This is a genomic window from Streptomyces sp. NPDC003042, from assembly GCF_053591315.1.
This window is the reverse complement of record NZ_JBSFTP010000002.1, coordinates 235,173-249,029: the sequence shown is the minus strand read 5'-3', so window position 1 is coordinate 249,029 and position 13,857 is coordinate 235,173. Positions and strand designations below refer to the sequence as shown.

Below are 13,857 nucleotides of genomic sequence, written 5' to 3'. Positions count from 1 at the left end.
TTCTCAAGGAACGGACGCTTCCTTTGTACTCACCCTCGCGGGTTTTCCTCCGGGCTTTCGTTCTGTTCTGTTCTTGCGTTTCCGACTCTATCAGAGTCAGTCCCGCTAGCTTTCCAGGTCTTCGCTTTCGCGTTTTCCCTTTCCGGCGATCCCGACTCTACCAGATCATTTCCGTGCCTTGCTTCTCGAAAGTCGCAATGGCTTGGATTTGAATTCGGTGACCGTCGGAAGGGTCTGTGCCTTTCGGCGCTCCTCTACGTTAGCGCTTTACCCCTGCGGCTCATAATCGGGCCGGGAGGCGGGGGATTCGGGAACGCCGAATAGGACCCCGCCAGGGGTAAGTCGTAGGTAGTGGTTTGGCCGCTCTGGGGGTCTGCTGAAGGCAGTGCCCCGTTCAAGTGGCTCGGGCTACATTAGGCGTCCGCCCAAGCAGAGTCAAGTTGCCCGGCGGCGTGGTGCGTGGGCGCGGTACGGGCTGACCGTCGGGTCGTCGGTGATCCAGAAGCGGTAGGGGTGGGTGGCGCCGGCGCCGCCCACTCCAGTGCGGGGGCCACTGCTCACCAGGTCGGGCGGGATGGCGGTGCCGGCGAGGAGGGACAGGGGGGAATCGGGGCCCGCGCAGAGGTCCACGCCGTCCAGGGAGCGGTCCACATCCAGGGCGGTGGCCAGACGCGCCGGACCCTTGGCCAGTTCGCGGGGGTTTCTGGCCGAAAGTCGGCGTTTGGCGGCAAGATCAGCGCCCAGGATGACCTCGCCCGCGCGCAGCAGCACACCGCTCGCGTGGTCCGGCGGGCCGCACACCAGGTTGAGGCTGAACCACATGCCGTAGATGAAGTAGACGTACGCGTGTCCGGGCGGTCCGAACATCGATGCGTTGCGGGCGGTGCGCCCGCGGTAGGCGTGGGAGCCGGGGTCGGCCGCGCCCTCGTAGGCCTCCACCTCCGTGATGCGCAGTTCGATGGAGCCCTCCGCCGTGCGGCGGACCAGGGTGCGGCCGAGGAGGTCCGGGGCCACGGTGAGGACCGGGCGGTCGAAGAAGGACCGGGGCAGGGGCGTACGGTCGGGGCGCGCGCTCATCCGGTCGAGCGTACTGGAGCGCGTACCCCTGCAACCGGGACCTAAGGTTCCGCGTTGGTAAGGGGTAGTCGCGGCATCGTCGCCACTACTTTCGACTAAGGGCCTTCAAGGGGAGTTTTGAGCATGGGGTTCAGGAAGCTGTTCGCAAGCCTGGGTGCCGGCGGTGCTTCGGTGGACACGGTCATCACCGAGCCGAACGTCGTGCCGGGCGGGATCGTCCAGGGCGAGGTGCGGATCCAGGGCGGGTCCGTGGATCAGCAGATCGAGGGGCTGTCCGTCGGGCTCCAGGCGCGTGTGGAGGTGGAGGGCAACGACCAGGAGTACAAGCAGGACGTCGTCTTCACCAAGCAGCGCCTCGGTGGTGCGTTCCAGGTGCAGGCCGGTGCGCTGCACGTGGTGCCGTTCGGGCTGGAGATTCCGTGGGAGACGCCGATCACCCACTTCGGCGGTCGCCAGCTGCACGGCATGAACATCGGGGTCAGCACCGAGCTGGAGATCGCGCGCGCGGTCGACGCCGGTGACCTCGACCCGATCAATGTGCATCCGGTGCCGGCGCAGCAGGCGATCCTCGACGCGTTCCAGCAGCTGGGCTTCACCTTCCGTGCCGCGGACATGGAGCGGGGGCACATCCGCGGGACGCGGCAGACGCTGCCCTTCTACCAGGAGATCGAGTTCCTGCCGCCGTCGCAGTACCGGGGGCTGAACCAGGTCGAGCTGACCTTCGTCTCCGACGGGCGCGAGATGGACGTCGTCCTGGAGATGGACAAGAAGCCGGGGCTGTTCAGCGAGGGCAGCGACACCTACCGCTGCTTCCAGGTGGGTCTGCAGTCCTACCAGGGGACGGACTGGGCGGCGTACCTGAACCAGTGGATCGCCTCCGTCGGTTCGCAGCGCAACTGGCTCTAGACGAAGCCCTAGGGTCGGGCCGGTACGCGTACGCGATCAGGAGGTTCAGCAGTGGTTGAGCAGAAGAGGGCGCCGCTCCCGCACGACTTCCACCCGGAGGTTCCCGCGTTCTCCGTGGTGAGTGACGATCTGGAGCCGGGGGCGGAGCTGGGCGCGGCCCAGTCGAAGTCGGGCGGGAACGTCTCGCCGCATCTGCGGTGGGAGGGCTTTCCCGAGGGGACGAAGAGCTTCGCCGTGACGTGCTTCGACCCGGACGCTCCGACGGGCAGCGGGTTCTGGCACTGGGTGCTCTTCGATCTGCCGGTCTCGGTCACCGAGCTGCCGGCCGGGGCGGGCAACGGGAAGTTCGAGGGGCTGCCGGCCGGGGTCGTGCACGCGCGGAACGACTACGGGACGCGGGACTTCGGCGGGGCGGCTCCGCCGGCCGGGGAGCGGCACCGGTACGTCTTCACCGTGTACGCGGTGGACCAGGAGAAGCTCGGGCCGGACAGCGACGCGTCTCCCGCCGCGGTCGGGTTCAATCTGCGTTTCCACGCCCTGGGGCGGGCCCAGCTGATCGGTGAGTACGAGGAGCCGAGGGGCTGATCTTCTCCGGGCGTTTGCCCGGTCCTGGTCTAAAGACGGCCAGGACCGGGCATTTTTATTGCGTTGTCCCGCGTGGCGCGCGCGGCCAGAGTGGTCGCGGGCCTTGCCGCCAGGGTGGTCGCGGGCCTGCACACGGGAGGTGGGCGAGATGCGGGACACGCTGGTGCTGAACGCGAGCTTCGAGCCGCTGTCGACGGTGACCCTGAACCGGGCGGTGGTCCTGGTGCTCCAGGACAAGGCCGTGGTCGAACAGTCGCATCCCGAGCTGCGTGTGCGCGCGGCCACGATGGATCTTCCGATGCCCCGGGTGATCAGGCTCTGCAGGTACGTACGGGTGCCCTTCCGAAGACACGCGCCCTGGTCACGGAGGGGGGTGCTGGTCAGGGACCAGCACCGGTGCGCGTACTGCGGGAAACGCGCGACGACCGTGGACCACGTACTGCCGCGGGCCCAGGGGGGTGGGGACACCTGGTTGAACACGGTGGCCTCCTGCGCCGAGGACAACCACCGCAAGGCGGCGCGGACTCCGGAGGAGGCGGGTATGCCGCTCCTGCGGAAGCCGTTCATGCCGTCTCCGGCGGACGCGATGCTGCTCGCGCTGGGGGTGGGCGGGCGTGAGGCGCTGCCCGAGTGGTTGGAGCGTTCCGCCTAATCCCGCCCGGCCGTCGCCGCCCGGCCGTCGCCACCCGGCCGCGCCGGCCCGTACCGCCGCTTCGTGTGATGCACGCGGCTGCGCTGGGCGACGTATCTCTTCTACGTCGCTCAGCGGAGCAGCAACTGGACGATCGCGAGGGTGCCGACCACCACGATCACGGCGCGCAGGACGGTGGGCGGGAGGCGGCGGCCGACCTTGGCGCCGATCTGGCCGCCGATGGTGGAGCCGACGGCGATGAGGAGGACCGCCGTCCAGGCGAAGTCGGCGACGAAGAGGAAGAAGACCGCCGCGATGCCGTTGACGAGGGCGGACACGACGTTCTTGACGGCGTTGACCCGTTGCAGGTCCTCGTGGAGCAGCAGGCCCATGAGGCCGAGGTAAAGCACGCCTTGGGCAGCCCCGAAGTAGCCTCCGTACGCGCTGGAGAGCAGCATGCCGGAGAGCAGCGCCGGGCCGCCGTCGGGGTGGGGCGTGTCGGTTCCGGCGGCTTCGCGTCGGCGGCGCAGGGCCGCGGCGAGCCGGGGCTGGAGGACGACGAGCACGAGGGCCAAGCCGATCAGGACGGGCACGATCGTGTCGAAGGACTCCGAGGGCAGGGTCAGGAGCAGGACTGCGCCCGCGAGGCCGCCGACGAGGGAGACGGCGCCGAGTCGCAGGACGCGGCCGTGCTGGCCCCTGAGCTCCTTGCGGTAGCCGATGGCTCCACTGAGGGAACCGGGCACCAGGCCGAGGGTGTTGGAGACGTTGGCGGTCACCGGGGGCAGGCCGGTGGCGAGGAGGACCGGGAAAGTGATCAGCGTGCCGGAACCGACGATGGTGTTGATGGTGCCGGCGCCGATTCCGGCGGCGAAGACCGCGGCTGATTCCCAGACCGACATCGCATACGTGGACATGGACGGAGCCATCCCCCTTGTGTGGGTGAGTCGCCTCCCCGCCATGAAGGTCGAGGGGCCTCACCGATCATGCACGACGGGCGGCGGCCTCAGTCGATGGGGGGCTGTTCGCGGCGGTCCGGGCTGTTGCCGGCGCCGGTTCCGCTGTCGTTGCCGCCCTTGCCCTGGTTCTGCGGGTTGAAGCCGCTCGGACCGCCGGCCATGGGGCCGAAGTTGCCCATGGCGCCCGAGAGGCCCTTGAGCGCGTCTCCGATCTCGCTGGGCACGATCCAGAGCTTGTTGGCGTCGCCTTCGGCGAGCTTCGGCAGCATCTGGAGGTACTGGTAGGCGAGGAGCTTCTGGTCGGCGTCGCCGGCGTGGATGGACTCGAAGACCGTACGGATGGCCTGCGCCTCGCCCTCGGCGCGCAGGGCGGCGGCCTTGGCGTCACCTTCGGCGCGCAGGATGGAGGACTGCTTCTCACCTTCGGCGCGCAGGATCTGGGACTGGCGGACACCCTCGGCCTCAAGGATGGTGGCGCGCTTGTCGCGGTCGGCGCGCATCTGCTTCTCCATCGAGTCCTGGATGGAGGTCGGCGGCTCGATGGCCTTGAGCTCGACGCGGTTGACGCGGATGCCCCACTTGCCGGTGGCCTCGTCGAGGACCCCGCGCAGGGCGGCGTTGATCTCCTCGCGGGAGGTGAGGGTCCGCTCCAGGTCCATGCCGCCGATGATGTTGCGCAGCGTGGTGACGGTGAGCTGCTCGATGGCCTGGATGTAGCTGGCCACCTCGTACGTCGCGGCGCGGGCGTCGGTCACCTGGTAGTAGATGACGGTGTCGATGTTGACGACCAGGTTGTCCTGGGTGATGACGGGCTGCGGCGGGAAGGGGACGACCTGTTCGCGGAGGTCGATCCGGTTGCGGATCGAATCGATGAACGGGACGACGATGTTGAGGCCCGCGTTGAGCGTGCGGGTGTAGCGGCCGAAGCGCTCGACGATGGCCGCGCTGGCCTGTGGGATCACCTGGATCGTCTTGACCAGGGCGATGAAGACCAGAACCACCAGGATGATCAGGACGATGATGATCGGTTGCATGCGGTTCCCCGTGCCCTTCCGGCTGTCTGTGCTGCCCCGTTGAGCGGAGTCTCGCAGACCCCGGGGCCGCGGGTCGGCTGCTTCGTCACATGAACGGCGCGGAACGGTTCACATGACGACCGCGGTCGCTCCGTCGATGTCGACGACGTCGACGGACTGGCCCGGCTCGAAAGTGCTGTCCGCGTCGAGCGTCCGCGCCGACCAGATCTCGCCGGCGAGCTTGATGCGGCCGCCGCTGCCGTCGACGCGTTCGAGGACGACGGCGCTCCTGCCCTTCAACGCGTCGATTCCGCTGCGGTGTTGGGGGCGTTGGTCGCGGTGGCGGTTGGCGATCGGCCGGACGACGGCGATGAGCGCCACCGACACGATCGCGAAGACCAGGACCTGGGCCACCACTCCCCCGCCGAAGGCCGCCGTGACGGCCGCCGCCACCGCGCCGACGGCGAACATGCCGAACTCCGGAAGGGCGGTCAGGACGAGGGGGATGCCCAGTCCGACCGCGCCGATGAGCCACCACACCCATGCGTCGATGTCCACATGGTCATGGTAGGTCGGGTGACACGGTCAGGACAGGGCGCGGACGGCCGTACCGGCCGCCGAACGAGCCCTGTCAGCCCAGGGGGAGGCCCTGAGCGGTCCAGCGGTCGTTGCCGTTGCGCTCGACGACCAGCGGGAGGCCGAAGCAGACGGAGAGGTTGCGCGAGGTCAGTTCGAGGTCGATCGGACCGGCGGTGACGACCTTGCCCTGACGGATCATCAGGACGTGTGTGAACCCGGGGGCGATCTCCTCGACGTGGTGCGTGACCATGACCATGGAGGGGGCGAGCGGGTCGCGGGCGAGACGGCCGAGACGGCGTACGAGGTCCTCGCGGCCTCCGAGGTCCAGACCGGCGGCGGGCTCGTCGAGGAGCAGCAGCTCGGGGTCGGTCATCAGGGCACGGGCGATCAGGGTGCGCTTGCGTTCGCCCTCCGAGAGCGTGCCGAACTTGCGGTCGAGGTAGTCCGTCATGCCCAGGCGGTCGAGGAACGCGCGGGCACGCTGCTCGTCGATGTCCTCGTACTCCTCCTGCCAGGTCGCGGTCATGCCGTAGGCGGCGGTGAGCACGGTCTGCAGGACGGTCTGCCGCTTGGGCAGCTTGTCGGCCATCGCGATACCGGCGACGCCGATGCGGGGGCGCAGCTCGAAGACGTCCACCTTGCCGAGGGTGCTGCCGAGGATGGTGGCGGCGCCCTTGGTCGGGAAGAGGTAGCTGGAGGCGAGGTTCAGCAGCGTGGTCTTGCCGGCGCCGTTGGGGCCGAGGATCACCCAGCGCTCCCCCTCCTTCACCGACCAGGAGACCTGGTCCACCAGAGCCCGGCCCTCGCGGACCACGGATACGTCCACCAGCTCCAGAACATCGCTCATGAGCGTGTTGTCACCCCTTGCAGTCACGTTGCAGTCACGGTTCTCTGTGCGCCGGCAGGCGCAGCCCCAGGGGAAAACCTACGCCACTCGGGGACGGGTCCGGGGCCGGGGCCTGGCGCCGGGCCGGATCCGTAAAGTAGGGGGATGCTTTTCGAACCACGTTCAGGGCGGCTGGCCGCCTGGGGGAACGCTCTGCTGGCCGGTCTGGTCTCGCCCGACGAAGCCGCGTCGTCGATCGTCGGCGAGGACGCCGTGCACCGGGTCGCCGGGCTGCCGGGGGAATCGGGGCCGGTCGGGCTCACGCTGGCCCTCGGACGGATGCGGGCACTCGGGGTGAGCGGGCTGCGGCTGGCGCTCCCGGCGCCGGGGCATCCGCTGGGGCTGAGCGGGCCGCCGGAGTTCAACGCGCGGGCGCTGGACGCCGAGGAGGCGGTCGTCGCCGTGGGGGCGGCTCTGGGGCTGGTGCCGGAGGTGGTGGAGGCCGGGCCGGCGGGTGACGTGCACGTCTCGGTGACCTGGCACTGCCTGCCGGTACGGGAGGCCCCGCCGGCGGACGTCCCGTCGCTCGGGGAGGCGGAGCGGGAGCTGGCGGAGGCGCTGCGCGAGGCGGTGGTGGTGCTGACCCGGCTGGACGTGGCGGGGTCGGGGCCGGTGGCGGAGGCTGCGCTGTCGGCGTACCGGGCACGGACGGAGGCGGGGCGGGAGGCGCTGGCGCCGGGGTATCCGGCGCGGGCCGTGCGGGTGCTGGCGCTGGCGCAGCGGGTGGACCTGATGGTGTCGCTGGCGTACGAGAACGGGCACGGGGGTGCGGTGGCCGCCTCGGAGATGGCGGCGCGGGCGGAGGCGCTGCGGCCGGTGGAGCGGGTCGCTCGGCGGGCGCTGGTCGCGGCGTACAACTCGGCCGTCGAGGAGCGGGAGCGCGACCGCTAGGTCCTGTCCGGGGCGGGGGCGGGGCCGTGGCGTCCAGGCAGTGCCGCTGCGCGGCAACCTGGGACTCCGCCCCGGACCCCGCGCCTCGATCGCCGGCGCGGCTCGGTTGTGCGGGCGGCCCCGCTTCCCGGGGAGAGGGGGGAAGCGGGGCCGGCGTGAGTGCACTGCCGCACAGACCCCGGCTGCCGCCCGGCCACCGACGGACGGAGTCCGGCGCAGCGGGCCGAAGCCTGCGGAGCAGTGCGAGGGCCCGCGTCAGGAAGGGGACCGGCGCAGCGAGGCCCACGTCAGGACGGGTGCGAGGGGCGCGTCAGGAATTGACGCCCGTGTTGCCGAAGGCGCCGTTGAGCAGGCCGATCACGTTGACGGTGTTGCCGACCACGTTCACGGGGACGTGCACGGGAGCCTGGAGCAGGTTCCCGGAGGCCACGCCGGGCGAGTTCAGGGCCGCGCCCTCCGCCGACGCACCGCTGTGCGCCGAGGAGACACCGGCACCGGCGGCGACGAGGCCGCCCGCGATCATGGTGACGGCTGCGGCCTTCTTGAAGTTCTTCACGTTCTCGTCCTCCAGTACGTCTGCCGCGACCAGCCGCCGCGGCACGCCATGGAGAACGGCCGACCGGCCGTCGGGATACGCCATGTGGGCTACATACACCCGACCGTATGAATCTCAGACCGGAAGCAGACGGTCCGATTACTCCGTGATTCCGTGCCTGACCGCCCACAAAGCGGCCTGCGTCCGGTCGGAGACGTCCAGCTTCATCAGGATGTTCGACACGTGGGTCTTGACCGTCTTCTCGGACAGCACCAGGGCCCGGGCGATCTCGCGGTTGGAGCGGCCGTCCGCGATGAGGGTCAGCACCTCGCGTTCGCGGTCGGTCAGCGTGCCGGAACGGCCCGCGGACGAGGGCTGGTCGTCCTGGGCCAGCAGGGCCTCGGCCACCTCCGGCTGGAGCAGCACGTGGCCGGCGTGCACCGAGCGGATGGCGGCGGCCAGGGCGTCGGGGGCGATGTCCTTGTAGACGTATCCGGCCGCGCCGGCCCGCAGGGCGGGGACCACGGTCCGCTGTTCCGTGAAGCTGGTGACGATCAGGACCCGCGCCGGGTTCGCCAGCTCCCGCAGGCGCCGCAGGGCCTCGATGCCGTCGGTGCCCGGCATCTTGACGTCCATCAGGATCACGTCGGGCCGCAGTTCCTCGGCGCGCGCGATGCCTTCCTCCCCGTCGCCGCCCTCGCCGACCACCTCGATGTCCTCCTGGACCTCGAGGAAGGTGCGCAGGCCGCGCCGGACCACCTGGTGGTCGTCGACCAGCAGGACGCGGATGCGGAGGGGAACATCAGCCACCGGGGACCTCCATCTCGATCGTGGTGCCCGTACCGGGCTCCGAGCGGACCTCGAGCCGGCCTCCGGTCCCGCTCGCCCGGTCCCGCATGGAGACCAGGCCGAGGTGGCGGCCGGCCTTGCGGACCGTGGAGGGGGAGAAGCCCCGTCCCCGGTCACGGACGCGCAGGACGGCTCCGCCGCCGGGGGTCCGGGCCAGCGTGACCTCGACGCGGTCCGCCCCGGAGTGGCGCAGGGCGTTGTGGAGGGCCTCCTGGGCGACGCGCAGGAGTGCCTCTTCCTGGCCCGCGGGGAGGGCCCGTACACCGTCACACGTGAAAGTGACGTGTGCCGTGTGAGCGCGGTCCAGTACGCGGACGTGGTTGCGCAGGGTCGCGACGAGGCCGTCCTCGTCCAGCGCGGTCGGCCGTAGTTCGGTCACGGCGGCGCGCAGTTCGTCGGCGGCCTCGGCGGCGAGCAGCGCGACCTGCTGGAGTTCGCCCTTGGCGCGGGCCGGATCGCGGTCCACGAGGGCGGCGGCGGCCTGCGCGGTGAGGCGGAGCGAGAACAGCTTCTGGCTGACGGCGTCGTGCAGCTCATGGGCGAGCCGGGAGCGCTCCTCGGCGATCGTCAGCTCGCGGCTGCGCTCGTAGAGGCGCGCGTTGGTCAGGGCGATGGCCGCGTGCTGGGCGAGGAGGGAGAGCAGCTCCTCGTCCTCGTCGGTGAAGGCGTGCCCGCCGCCCGGGGCGCTCTGCTTGTTCGCGAGGAAGAGGGCGCCGAGGGTCTCCTCGCCGTCCCGGATCGGCATGCCCAGGAAGTCCGACATCTCGGGGTGGGCGGCGGGCCAGCCGCCGAAGCGCGGGTCCTGTCGTACGTCGGCCAGCCGCTCGGCGGTGTCCTGGTGGAGCATCGCGGCGAGGATGCCGTGCTGGCGGGGCAGCGGGCCGATCCGGCGCCATTCCTCCTCGCTGATGCCCTCCACGACGAACTGGGCGAAACCCCCGTGGTCGTCCGGGACGCCCAGGGCCGCGTACTGCGCGTCCAGGAGCTCGCGGGCCGAGGCCACGATGGTGCGCAGGACGTCCTGGACCTCGAGCCGGCGGCTCATGGAAAGCAGGGCGGTGCTGACGGCCGCCAGTCCCGTACAGGGTCCGTTGTGCATGGGGGCCACCGTACCGGCGGGCCTGACCTGCGGGATCGGGCGTTGGACGTAGGGCCGCGGACCTCGGGCGTACGGCGGAGGGAGGGCGGTGGGGCCCCCGTCTCTGCCCTGAGGATGAGGGCTGCCGGGGCCCGCCTCGTCCGGAAGGTTGACGGCAGTCACACAGAGCATTGCGAGTGCAACTCTGGGTGAGACTGTTACGTGGCCGATGTGACCCCGCACATAGGACCCAGATCACTTACGAAGGTGCCTAGTGGACGAATAAGGACAGTGTCGGCACTGACGCGCCTAGACGCCAGGCCTGAAAAGCAGTCACGTCGGGGGGTGCTGATCCACTAAGCAGCTTCGTACGTCACACCTTTGCCACAGGTTTTTGCCACCGCTAAGAATGTCGACGTCGCACAGCGCCGCTGGATCCCGGATCCTCGCGGCGCCTTCCTGCGGCCCCCGCTATTCGAAGAGGTTGCCCCGCCATGTCTGCTTCCAGCACTCCCGGTCACAGTCGTCTGACGAAGGCACACAAGCTGTCCATCGCCGGTGTCGCCACGCTCAGCGCCGCCGCCCTCGCCTTCTCCCTCGTCCCGGCCGACGCCGCCGTCGCCGTCGCGAAGACGGAAACGATCTCCGCCGCTCCGGTGGCCTGGACCCAGTCGGTCCAGCAGCACATCGGCGCGCAGCAGGCCGTCGCGCAGAAGAAGGCGAAGGAAGCGGACGCCGCGAAGGCGAAGGCCGAGGCCAAGGCGAAGGCCGAGGCGGCCGCGAAGAAGGCCCGCGAGCAGAAGGCGGCCGCGAGCCGTTCCGCGACCCGCGCCCCGGTCTTCGCGAACAACCTGGACGGCTGGATCAAGGAAGCCCTCTTCATCATGAAGAAGGAAGGCATCCCGGGCTCGTACCAGGGGATCCACAAGAACATCATGCGCGAGTCCAGCGGCAACCCGATGGCGATCAACAACTGGGACATCAACGCCCAGAACGGCATCCCCAGCAAGGGTCTGCTCCAGGTCATCTACCCGACCTTCAAGGCGTACCACGTCAAGGGCACCAAGTTCGACCAGTACGACCCGGTCGCCAACATCGTCGCCGCCTGCAACTACGCGGCCGACCGCTACGGCTCGATGGACAACGTCAACAGCGCCTACTAGGCCTCTGGCGTCACGAGCCCCACAAGCCCCCCACGCGCCTCAGGGCGGCCCCCGGACTTCCGGGTGCCGCCCTGAGGCGTTCGTGCGTACCGTGCCCGCTGAGGGCTACTTACGCATGACCTCGGGCTCGTGGCGGCGCAGCAGGCGCGCCACCGCGAAGCCGCAGGCGATGCCGAGCAGCAGCAGAATGGTGATGTTCAGGCTCCACTGGCCGACCGTGGCGTCCCAGAGCGGGTCGGTGTTGGTCGGGTTGTCGGCGTCCCACGGCGGCATGAGCTGGCCGAGGTTCAGCGTGGTGCCGGCGGCGGCGATGGCCCAGCGGGACGGCATCAGCCAGGCGAACTGCTCCAGGCCCGGGGAGTCGTACACCTGGAAGAGGATGCCGGTGAAGACGACCTGGACGATCGCGAACATCACGAGCAGCGGCATCGTCTTCTCGGCGGTCTTCACCAGCGAGGAGATGACCAGGCCGAACATCATCGAGGTGAAGCCGAGCGCGATGACCGACAGGCAGATCTCCACGGTCGGCGGCATCAGCAGGCCCTCGGCGGGCAGCTCGCGCGGGAAGAAGCCGATCCCGCAGATGATCACGCCTTGGATGGCCGTGATGACACCGAGCACGATCACCTTTGACATGAGATACGCCGACCGGGACAGGCCGGTCGCGCGCTCACGCTCGTAGATCACGCGTTCCTTGATCAGCTCACGGACCGAGTTCGCGGCGCCGGAGAAGCACATGCCGACGGCGAGGATCAGCATGATCGTGCCGGCGTCGCCGTTGAAGCGGGACGGCGCCACGGGCGGAGCCAGGCCGAACTTCGCGGGGATGACCGTGGAGACCACGCCCAGGACCGCGGGCAGGATCAGCATCAGGCCGATGAAGCCCTTGTCGGAGGCGATCACCGACACGTAGCGGCGGATCAGCGTCCAGAGCTGCGAGCCCCAGCCCTGCGGCTTGGGCGGGCGCATCTGCTGCGGAGACGGCATCGCGACCGACTGCGGGGCCACCGCGTCGATGTCGGCGGCGTAGAGCTGGTAGTGCTGCGAGCCCTTCCAGCGGCCGGCCCAGTCGTAGTCGCGGTAGTTCTCGAAGGCGGAGAACACGTCGGCCCAGGTGGTGTAGCCGAAGAAGTTCAGCGCGTCGTCCGGCGGGCCGAAGTAGGCGACGGACCCGCCCGGGGCCATGACCAGCAGCTTGTCGCAGATGGCCAGCTCGGCGACCGAGTGGGTGACGACGAGGACCGTGCGGCCGTCGTCGGCGAGGCCGCGCAGCAGCTGCATGACATCGCGGTCCATGCCCGGGTCGAGGCCGGAGGTCGGCTCGTCCAGGAAGATCAGCGACGGCTTGGTGAGCAGCTCCAGTGCCACGGACACGCGCTTGCGCTGACCACCCGAGAGCGCGGTGATCTTCTTGTCCTTGTGGATGTCGAGCTTGAGCTCGCGCAGCACCTCGTCGACACGGGCGGCGCGCTCGGACTCGGCGGTGTCGCCGGGGAAGCGCAGCTTGGCCGCGTACTTGAGGGCCGTGCGCACCCGCAGCTCCTTGTGCAGGATGTCGTCCTGCGGGACCAGGCCGATGCGCTGGCGGAGCTCCGCGAACTGCTTGTACAGGTTGCGGTTGTCGTAGAGGACATCGCCCTGGTCGGCGGGCCGGTAGCCGGTCAGTGCCTTCAGGAGCGTCGACTTGCCGGAGCCGGAGGGGCCGATGACGCCGATCAGCGACTTCTCCGGGACGCCGAAGGTGACGTCCTTGAGGATCTGCTTGCCGCCGTCGACCGTGACCGTGAGGTGGCGGGCCGAGAAGGAGACCTCGCCGGTGTCGACGAACTCCTCGAGGCGGTCGCCGACGATCCGGAACGTCGAGTGGCCGACGCCGACGATGTCGTTCGGGCCGAGCAGCGCCGTGCCGGACTTGGGGAGCGCCTGACCGTTGACGTAGGTGCCGTTGTGGCTGCCGAGGTCGTGGATCTCGAACCGGCCGCCCGGCATCGAGCGGAACTCGGCGTGGTGGCGGGAGACCTGGAGGTCGGAGACCACCAGCTCGTTCTCCAGCGCACGACCGATCCGCATGACGTGGCCCAGCGAGAGCTGGTGGAACGTCGTCGGGCTGCGGTGGTCGCTGTAGCCCGGGGCCGCGGCCTGCGCTTGACCGCCCTGCTGCTGCGGCACGTGCGGCTGCTGGGCTTGGTGTGCCTGCTGCTGGTGCTGTTGGTGCTGCTGGTCCCAGGCGGGCTGCTGCTGGACCGGCGCCTGGTAGGCCGGAGCCTGTCCGTGGGCCTGCCCGTGCGCCTGCCCGTGCGCCTGCCCGTGCGCCTGTCCGTGTGACTGGGCCACCGCCGGGTGCTGAGCCGCGACAGCGCTCAGATTCAGCCGCGGGCCGTCGGTCGCGTTGCCCAGGTGGACCGGCGTGCCGGGCACGAGCTCGGTCTGCTGGACCCGCGCACCGTGCACGTAGGTGCCGTTGGTGCTGCCGTGGTCCTCGATGCCCCAACCCCGGCCGTTCCAGCTGATGGTGGCGTGCCGCCACGACACCCTGGCGTCATCGATCACCACGTCTCCCTGGGGATCACGCCCCAACGAGTACGACCTGGACGAATCGAGCGTCCAGGTCCTTCCATTCAATTCCAGTACGAGTTCCGGCACTCCAGCCCCACTTAGGTCCCCCGAGAATCCCCCTGACGTCAGGGAGTCTAGGGATGGCGAAC

General features: G+C 69.9%; 14 protein-coding genes. 5 read left to right on the top strand and 9 right to left on the bottom strand.

Annotation, left to right across the window (positions count from 1 at the left end; all coding sequences use genetic code 11):
- Window positions 1-435: 435 nt before the first annotated feature.
- Window positions 436-1,077, bottom strand: coding sequence for a DNA-3-methyladenine glycosylase (locus tag ACWDYJ_RS02445; protein WP_451563572.1), 642 nt, complete (start codon window positions 1,075-1,077; stop codon window positions 436-438).
- 123 nt (window positions 1,078-1,200) lie between these two features.
- On the opposite strand from ACWDYJ_RS02445, the gene ACWDYJ_RS02440 reads away from it, so the two are divergent.
- From ACWDYJ_RS02440 to ACWDYJ_RS02430, 3 genes are all read left to right on the top strand, one after another.
- The gene (locus ACWDYJ_RS02440; protein WP_451563571.1) at window positions 1,201-1,983 is read left to right on the top strand and encodes a sporulation protein; all 783 of its coding nucleotides are present in this window, start codon (window positions 1,201-1,203) and stop codon (window positions 1,981-1,983) included.
- 51 nt (window positions 1,984-2,034) lie between these two features.
- Window positions 2,035-2,568 carry a YbhB/YbcL family Raf kinase inhibitor-like protein gene (locus ACWDYJ_RS02435; protein WP_451563570.1) on the top strand — a complete coding sequence of 178 codons (534 nt, stop codon included), beginning with the start codon at window positions 2,035-2,037 and terminating at the stop codon, window positions 2,566-2,568.
- 148 nt (window positions 2,569-2,716) lie between these two features.
- Window positions 2,717-3,220, top strand: a complete 504-nt coding sequence (locus ACWDYJ_RS02430) for an HNH endonuclease (RefSeq protein WP_451563569.1) — start codon at window positions 2,717-2,719, stop codon at window positions 3,218-3,220.
- 110 nt (window positions 3,221-3,330) lie between these two features.
- Here ACWDYJ_RS02430 and ACWDYJ_RS02425 read toward each other — a convergent pair whose 3' ends face one another.
- The 4 genes from ACWDYJ_RS02425 to ACWDYJ_RS02410 form a co-directional block, all read right to left on the bottom strand.
- Window positions 3,331-4,101, bottom strand: coding sequence for a sulfite exporter TauE/SafE family protein (locus tag ACWDYJ_RS02425; RefSeq protein ID WP_451563585.1), 771 nt, complete (start codon window positions 4,099-4,101; stop codon window positions 3,331-3,333).
- Between the two features lie 104 nt (window positions 4,102-4,205).
- Window positions 4,206-5,192, bottom strand: coding sequence for an SPFH domain-containing protein (locus ACWDYJ_RS02420; protein WP_451563568.1), 987 nt, complete (start codon window positions 5,190-5,192; stop codon window positions 4,206-4,208).
- 108 nt (window positions 5,193-5,300) lie between these two features.
- Complete coding sequence (locus tag ACWDYJ_RS02415; protein ID WP_451563567.1) at window positions 5,301-5,729, bottom strand: NfeD family protein; 429 nt, start codon at window positions 5,727-5,729, stop codon at window positions 5,301-5,303.
- Window positions 5,730-5,802: 73 nt separating this feature from the next.
- Window positions 5,803-6,597, bottom strand: coding sequence for an ABC transporter ATP-binding protein (locus ACWDYJ_RS02410; RefSeq protein WP_451563566.1), 795 nt, complete (start codon window positions 6,595-6,597; stop codon window positions 5,803-5,805).
- Window positions 6,598-6,741: 144 nt separating this feature from the next.
- Here ACWDYJ_RS02410 and ACWDYJ_RS02405 point away from each other — a divergent pair, with 144 nt between their 5' ends.
- Window positions 6,742-7,527, top strand: a complete 786-nt coding sequence (locus ACWDYJ_RS02405; RefSeq protein ID WP_451563565.1) for a hypothetical protein — start codon at window positions 6,742-6,744, stop codon at window positions 7,525-7,527.
- Window positions 7,528-7,837: 310 nt separating this feature from the next.
- Here the strand turns inward: ACWDYJ_RS02405 and ACWDYJ_RS02400 are convergent, their stop codons facing one another.
- The 3 genes from ACWDYJ_RS02400 to ACWDYJ_RS02390 all read right to left on the bottom strand — a co-directional run bounded on the left by ACWDYJ_RS02400 (window position 7,838) and on the right by ACWDYJ_RS02390 (window position 10,010).
- Complete coding sequence (locus ACWDYJ_RS02400) at window positions 7,838-8,083, bottom strand: chaplin (RefSeq protein ID WP_451563584.1); 246 nt, start codon at window positions 8,081-8,083, stop codon at window positions 7,838-7,840.
- A gap of 138 nt (window positions 8,084-8,221) precedes the next feature.
- A complete protein-coding gene (locus ACWDYJ_RS02395) occupies window positions 8,222-8,872 on the bottom strand; it encodes a response regulator (protein WP_451563564.1) in 651 nt (216 codons plus the stop codon).
- The gene (locus tag ACWDYJ_RS02390; protein WP_451563563.1) at window positions 8,865-10,010 is read right to left on the bottom strand and encodes a GAF domain-containing sensor histidine kinase; all 1,146 of its coding nucleotides are present in this window, start codon (window positions 10,008-10,010) and stop codon (window positions 8,865-8,867) included. Before ACWDYJ_RS02390 ends, ACWDYJ_RS02395 begins: the two co-directional genes overlap by 8 nt.
- Window positions 10,011-10,483: 473 nt before the next feature.
- Between ACWDYJ_RS02390 and ACWDYJ_RS02385 the strand changes: the two genes are divergently transcribed.
- Complete coding sequence (locus tag ACWDYJ_RS02385; RefSeq protein ID WP_451563562.1) at window positions 10,484-11,152, top strand: transglycosylase SLT domain-containing protein; 669 nt, start codon at window positions 10,484-10,486, stop codon at window positions 11,150-11,152.
- A 105-nt stretch (window positions 11,153-11,257) separates the two neighbouring features.
- Here ACWDYJ_RS02385 and ACWDYJ_RS02380 read toward each other — a convergent pair whose 3' ends face one another.
- Window positions 11,258-13,795: an FHA domain-containing protein gene (locus ACWDYJ_RS02380; RefSeq protein WP_451563561.1), complete on the bottom strand. Its 2,538-nt coding sequence runs from the start codon at window positions 13,793-13,795 to the stop codon at window positions 11,258-11,260.
- Window positions 13,796-13,857: the final 62 nt, after the last annotated feature.

What these genes read in the sequence shown, in the direction of transcription:
- ACWDYJ_RS02445 (WP_451563572.1), bottom strand. Translation starts at nt 1,077, where the DNA reads ATGAGCGCGCGCCCCGACCGTACGCCCCTGCCCCGGTCCTTCTTCGAC.
- ACWDYJ_RS02440 (WP_451563571.1), top strand. Translation starts at nt 1,201, where the DNA reads ATGGGGTTCAGGAAGCTGTTCGCAAGCCTGGGTGCCGGCGGTGCTTCG.
- ACWDYJ_RS02430 (WP_451563569.1), top strand. Translation starts at nt 2,717, where the DNA reads ATGCGGGACACGCTGGTGCTGAACGCGAGCTTCGAGCCGCTGTCGACG.
- ACWDYJ_RS02425 (WP_451563585.1), bottom strand. Translation starts at nt 4,101, where the DNA reads ATGTCGGTCTGGGAATCAGCCGCGGTCTTCGCCGCCGGAATCGGCGCC.
- ACWDYJ_RS02420 (WP_451563568.1), bottom strand. Translation starts at nt 5,192, where the DNA reads ATGCAACCGATCATCATCGTCCTGATCATCCTGGTGGTTCTGGTCTTC.
- ACWDYJ_RS02410 (WP_451563566.1), bottom strand. Translation starts at nt 6,597, where the DNA reads ATGAGCGATGTTCTGGAGCTGGTGGACGTATCCGTGGTCCGCGAGGGC.
- ACWDYJ_RS02405 (WP_451563565.1), top strand. Translation starts at nt 6,742, where the DNA reads ATGCTTTTCGAACCACGTTCAGGGCGGCTGGCCGCCTGGGGGAACGCT.
- ACWDYJ_RS02390 (WP_451563563.1), bottom strand. Translation starts at nt 10,010, where the DNA reads ATGCACAACGGACCCTGTACGGGACTGGCGGCCGTCAGCACCGCCCTG.
- ACWDYJ_RS02385 (WP_451563562.1), top strand. Translation starts at nt 10,484, where the DNA reads ATGTCTGCTTCCAGCACTCCCGGTCACAGTCGTCTGACGAAGGCACAC.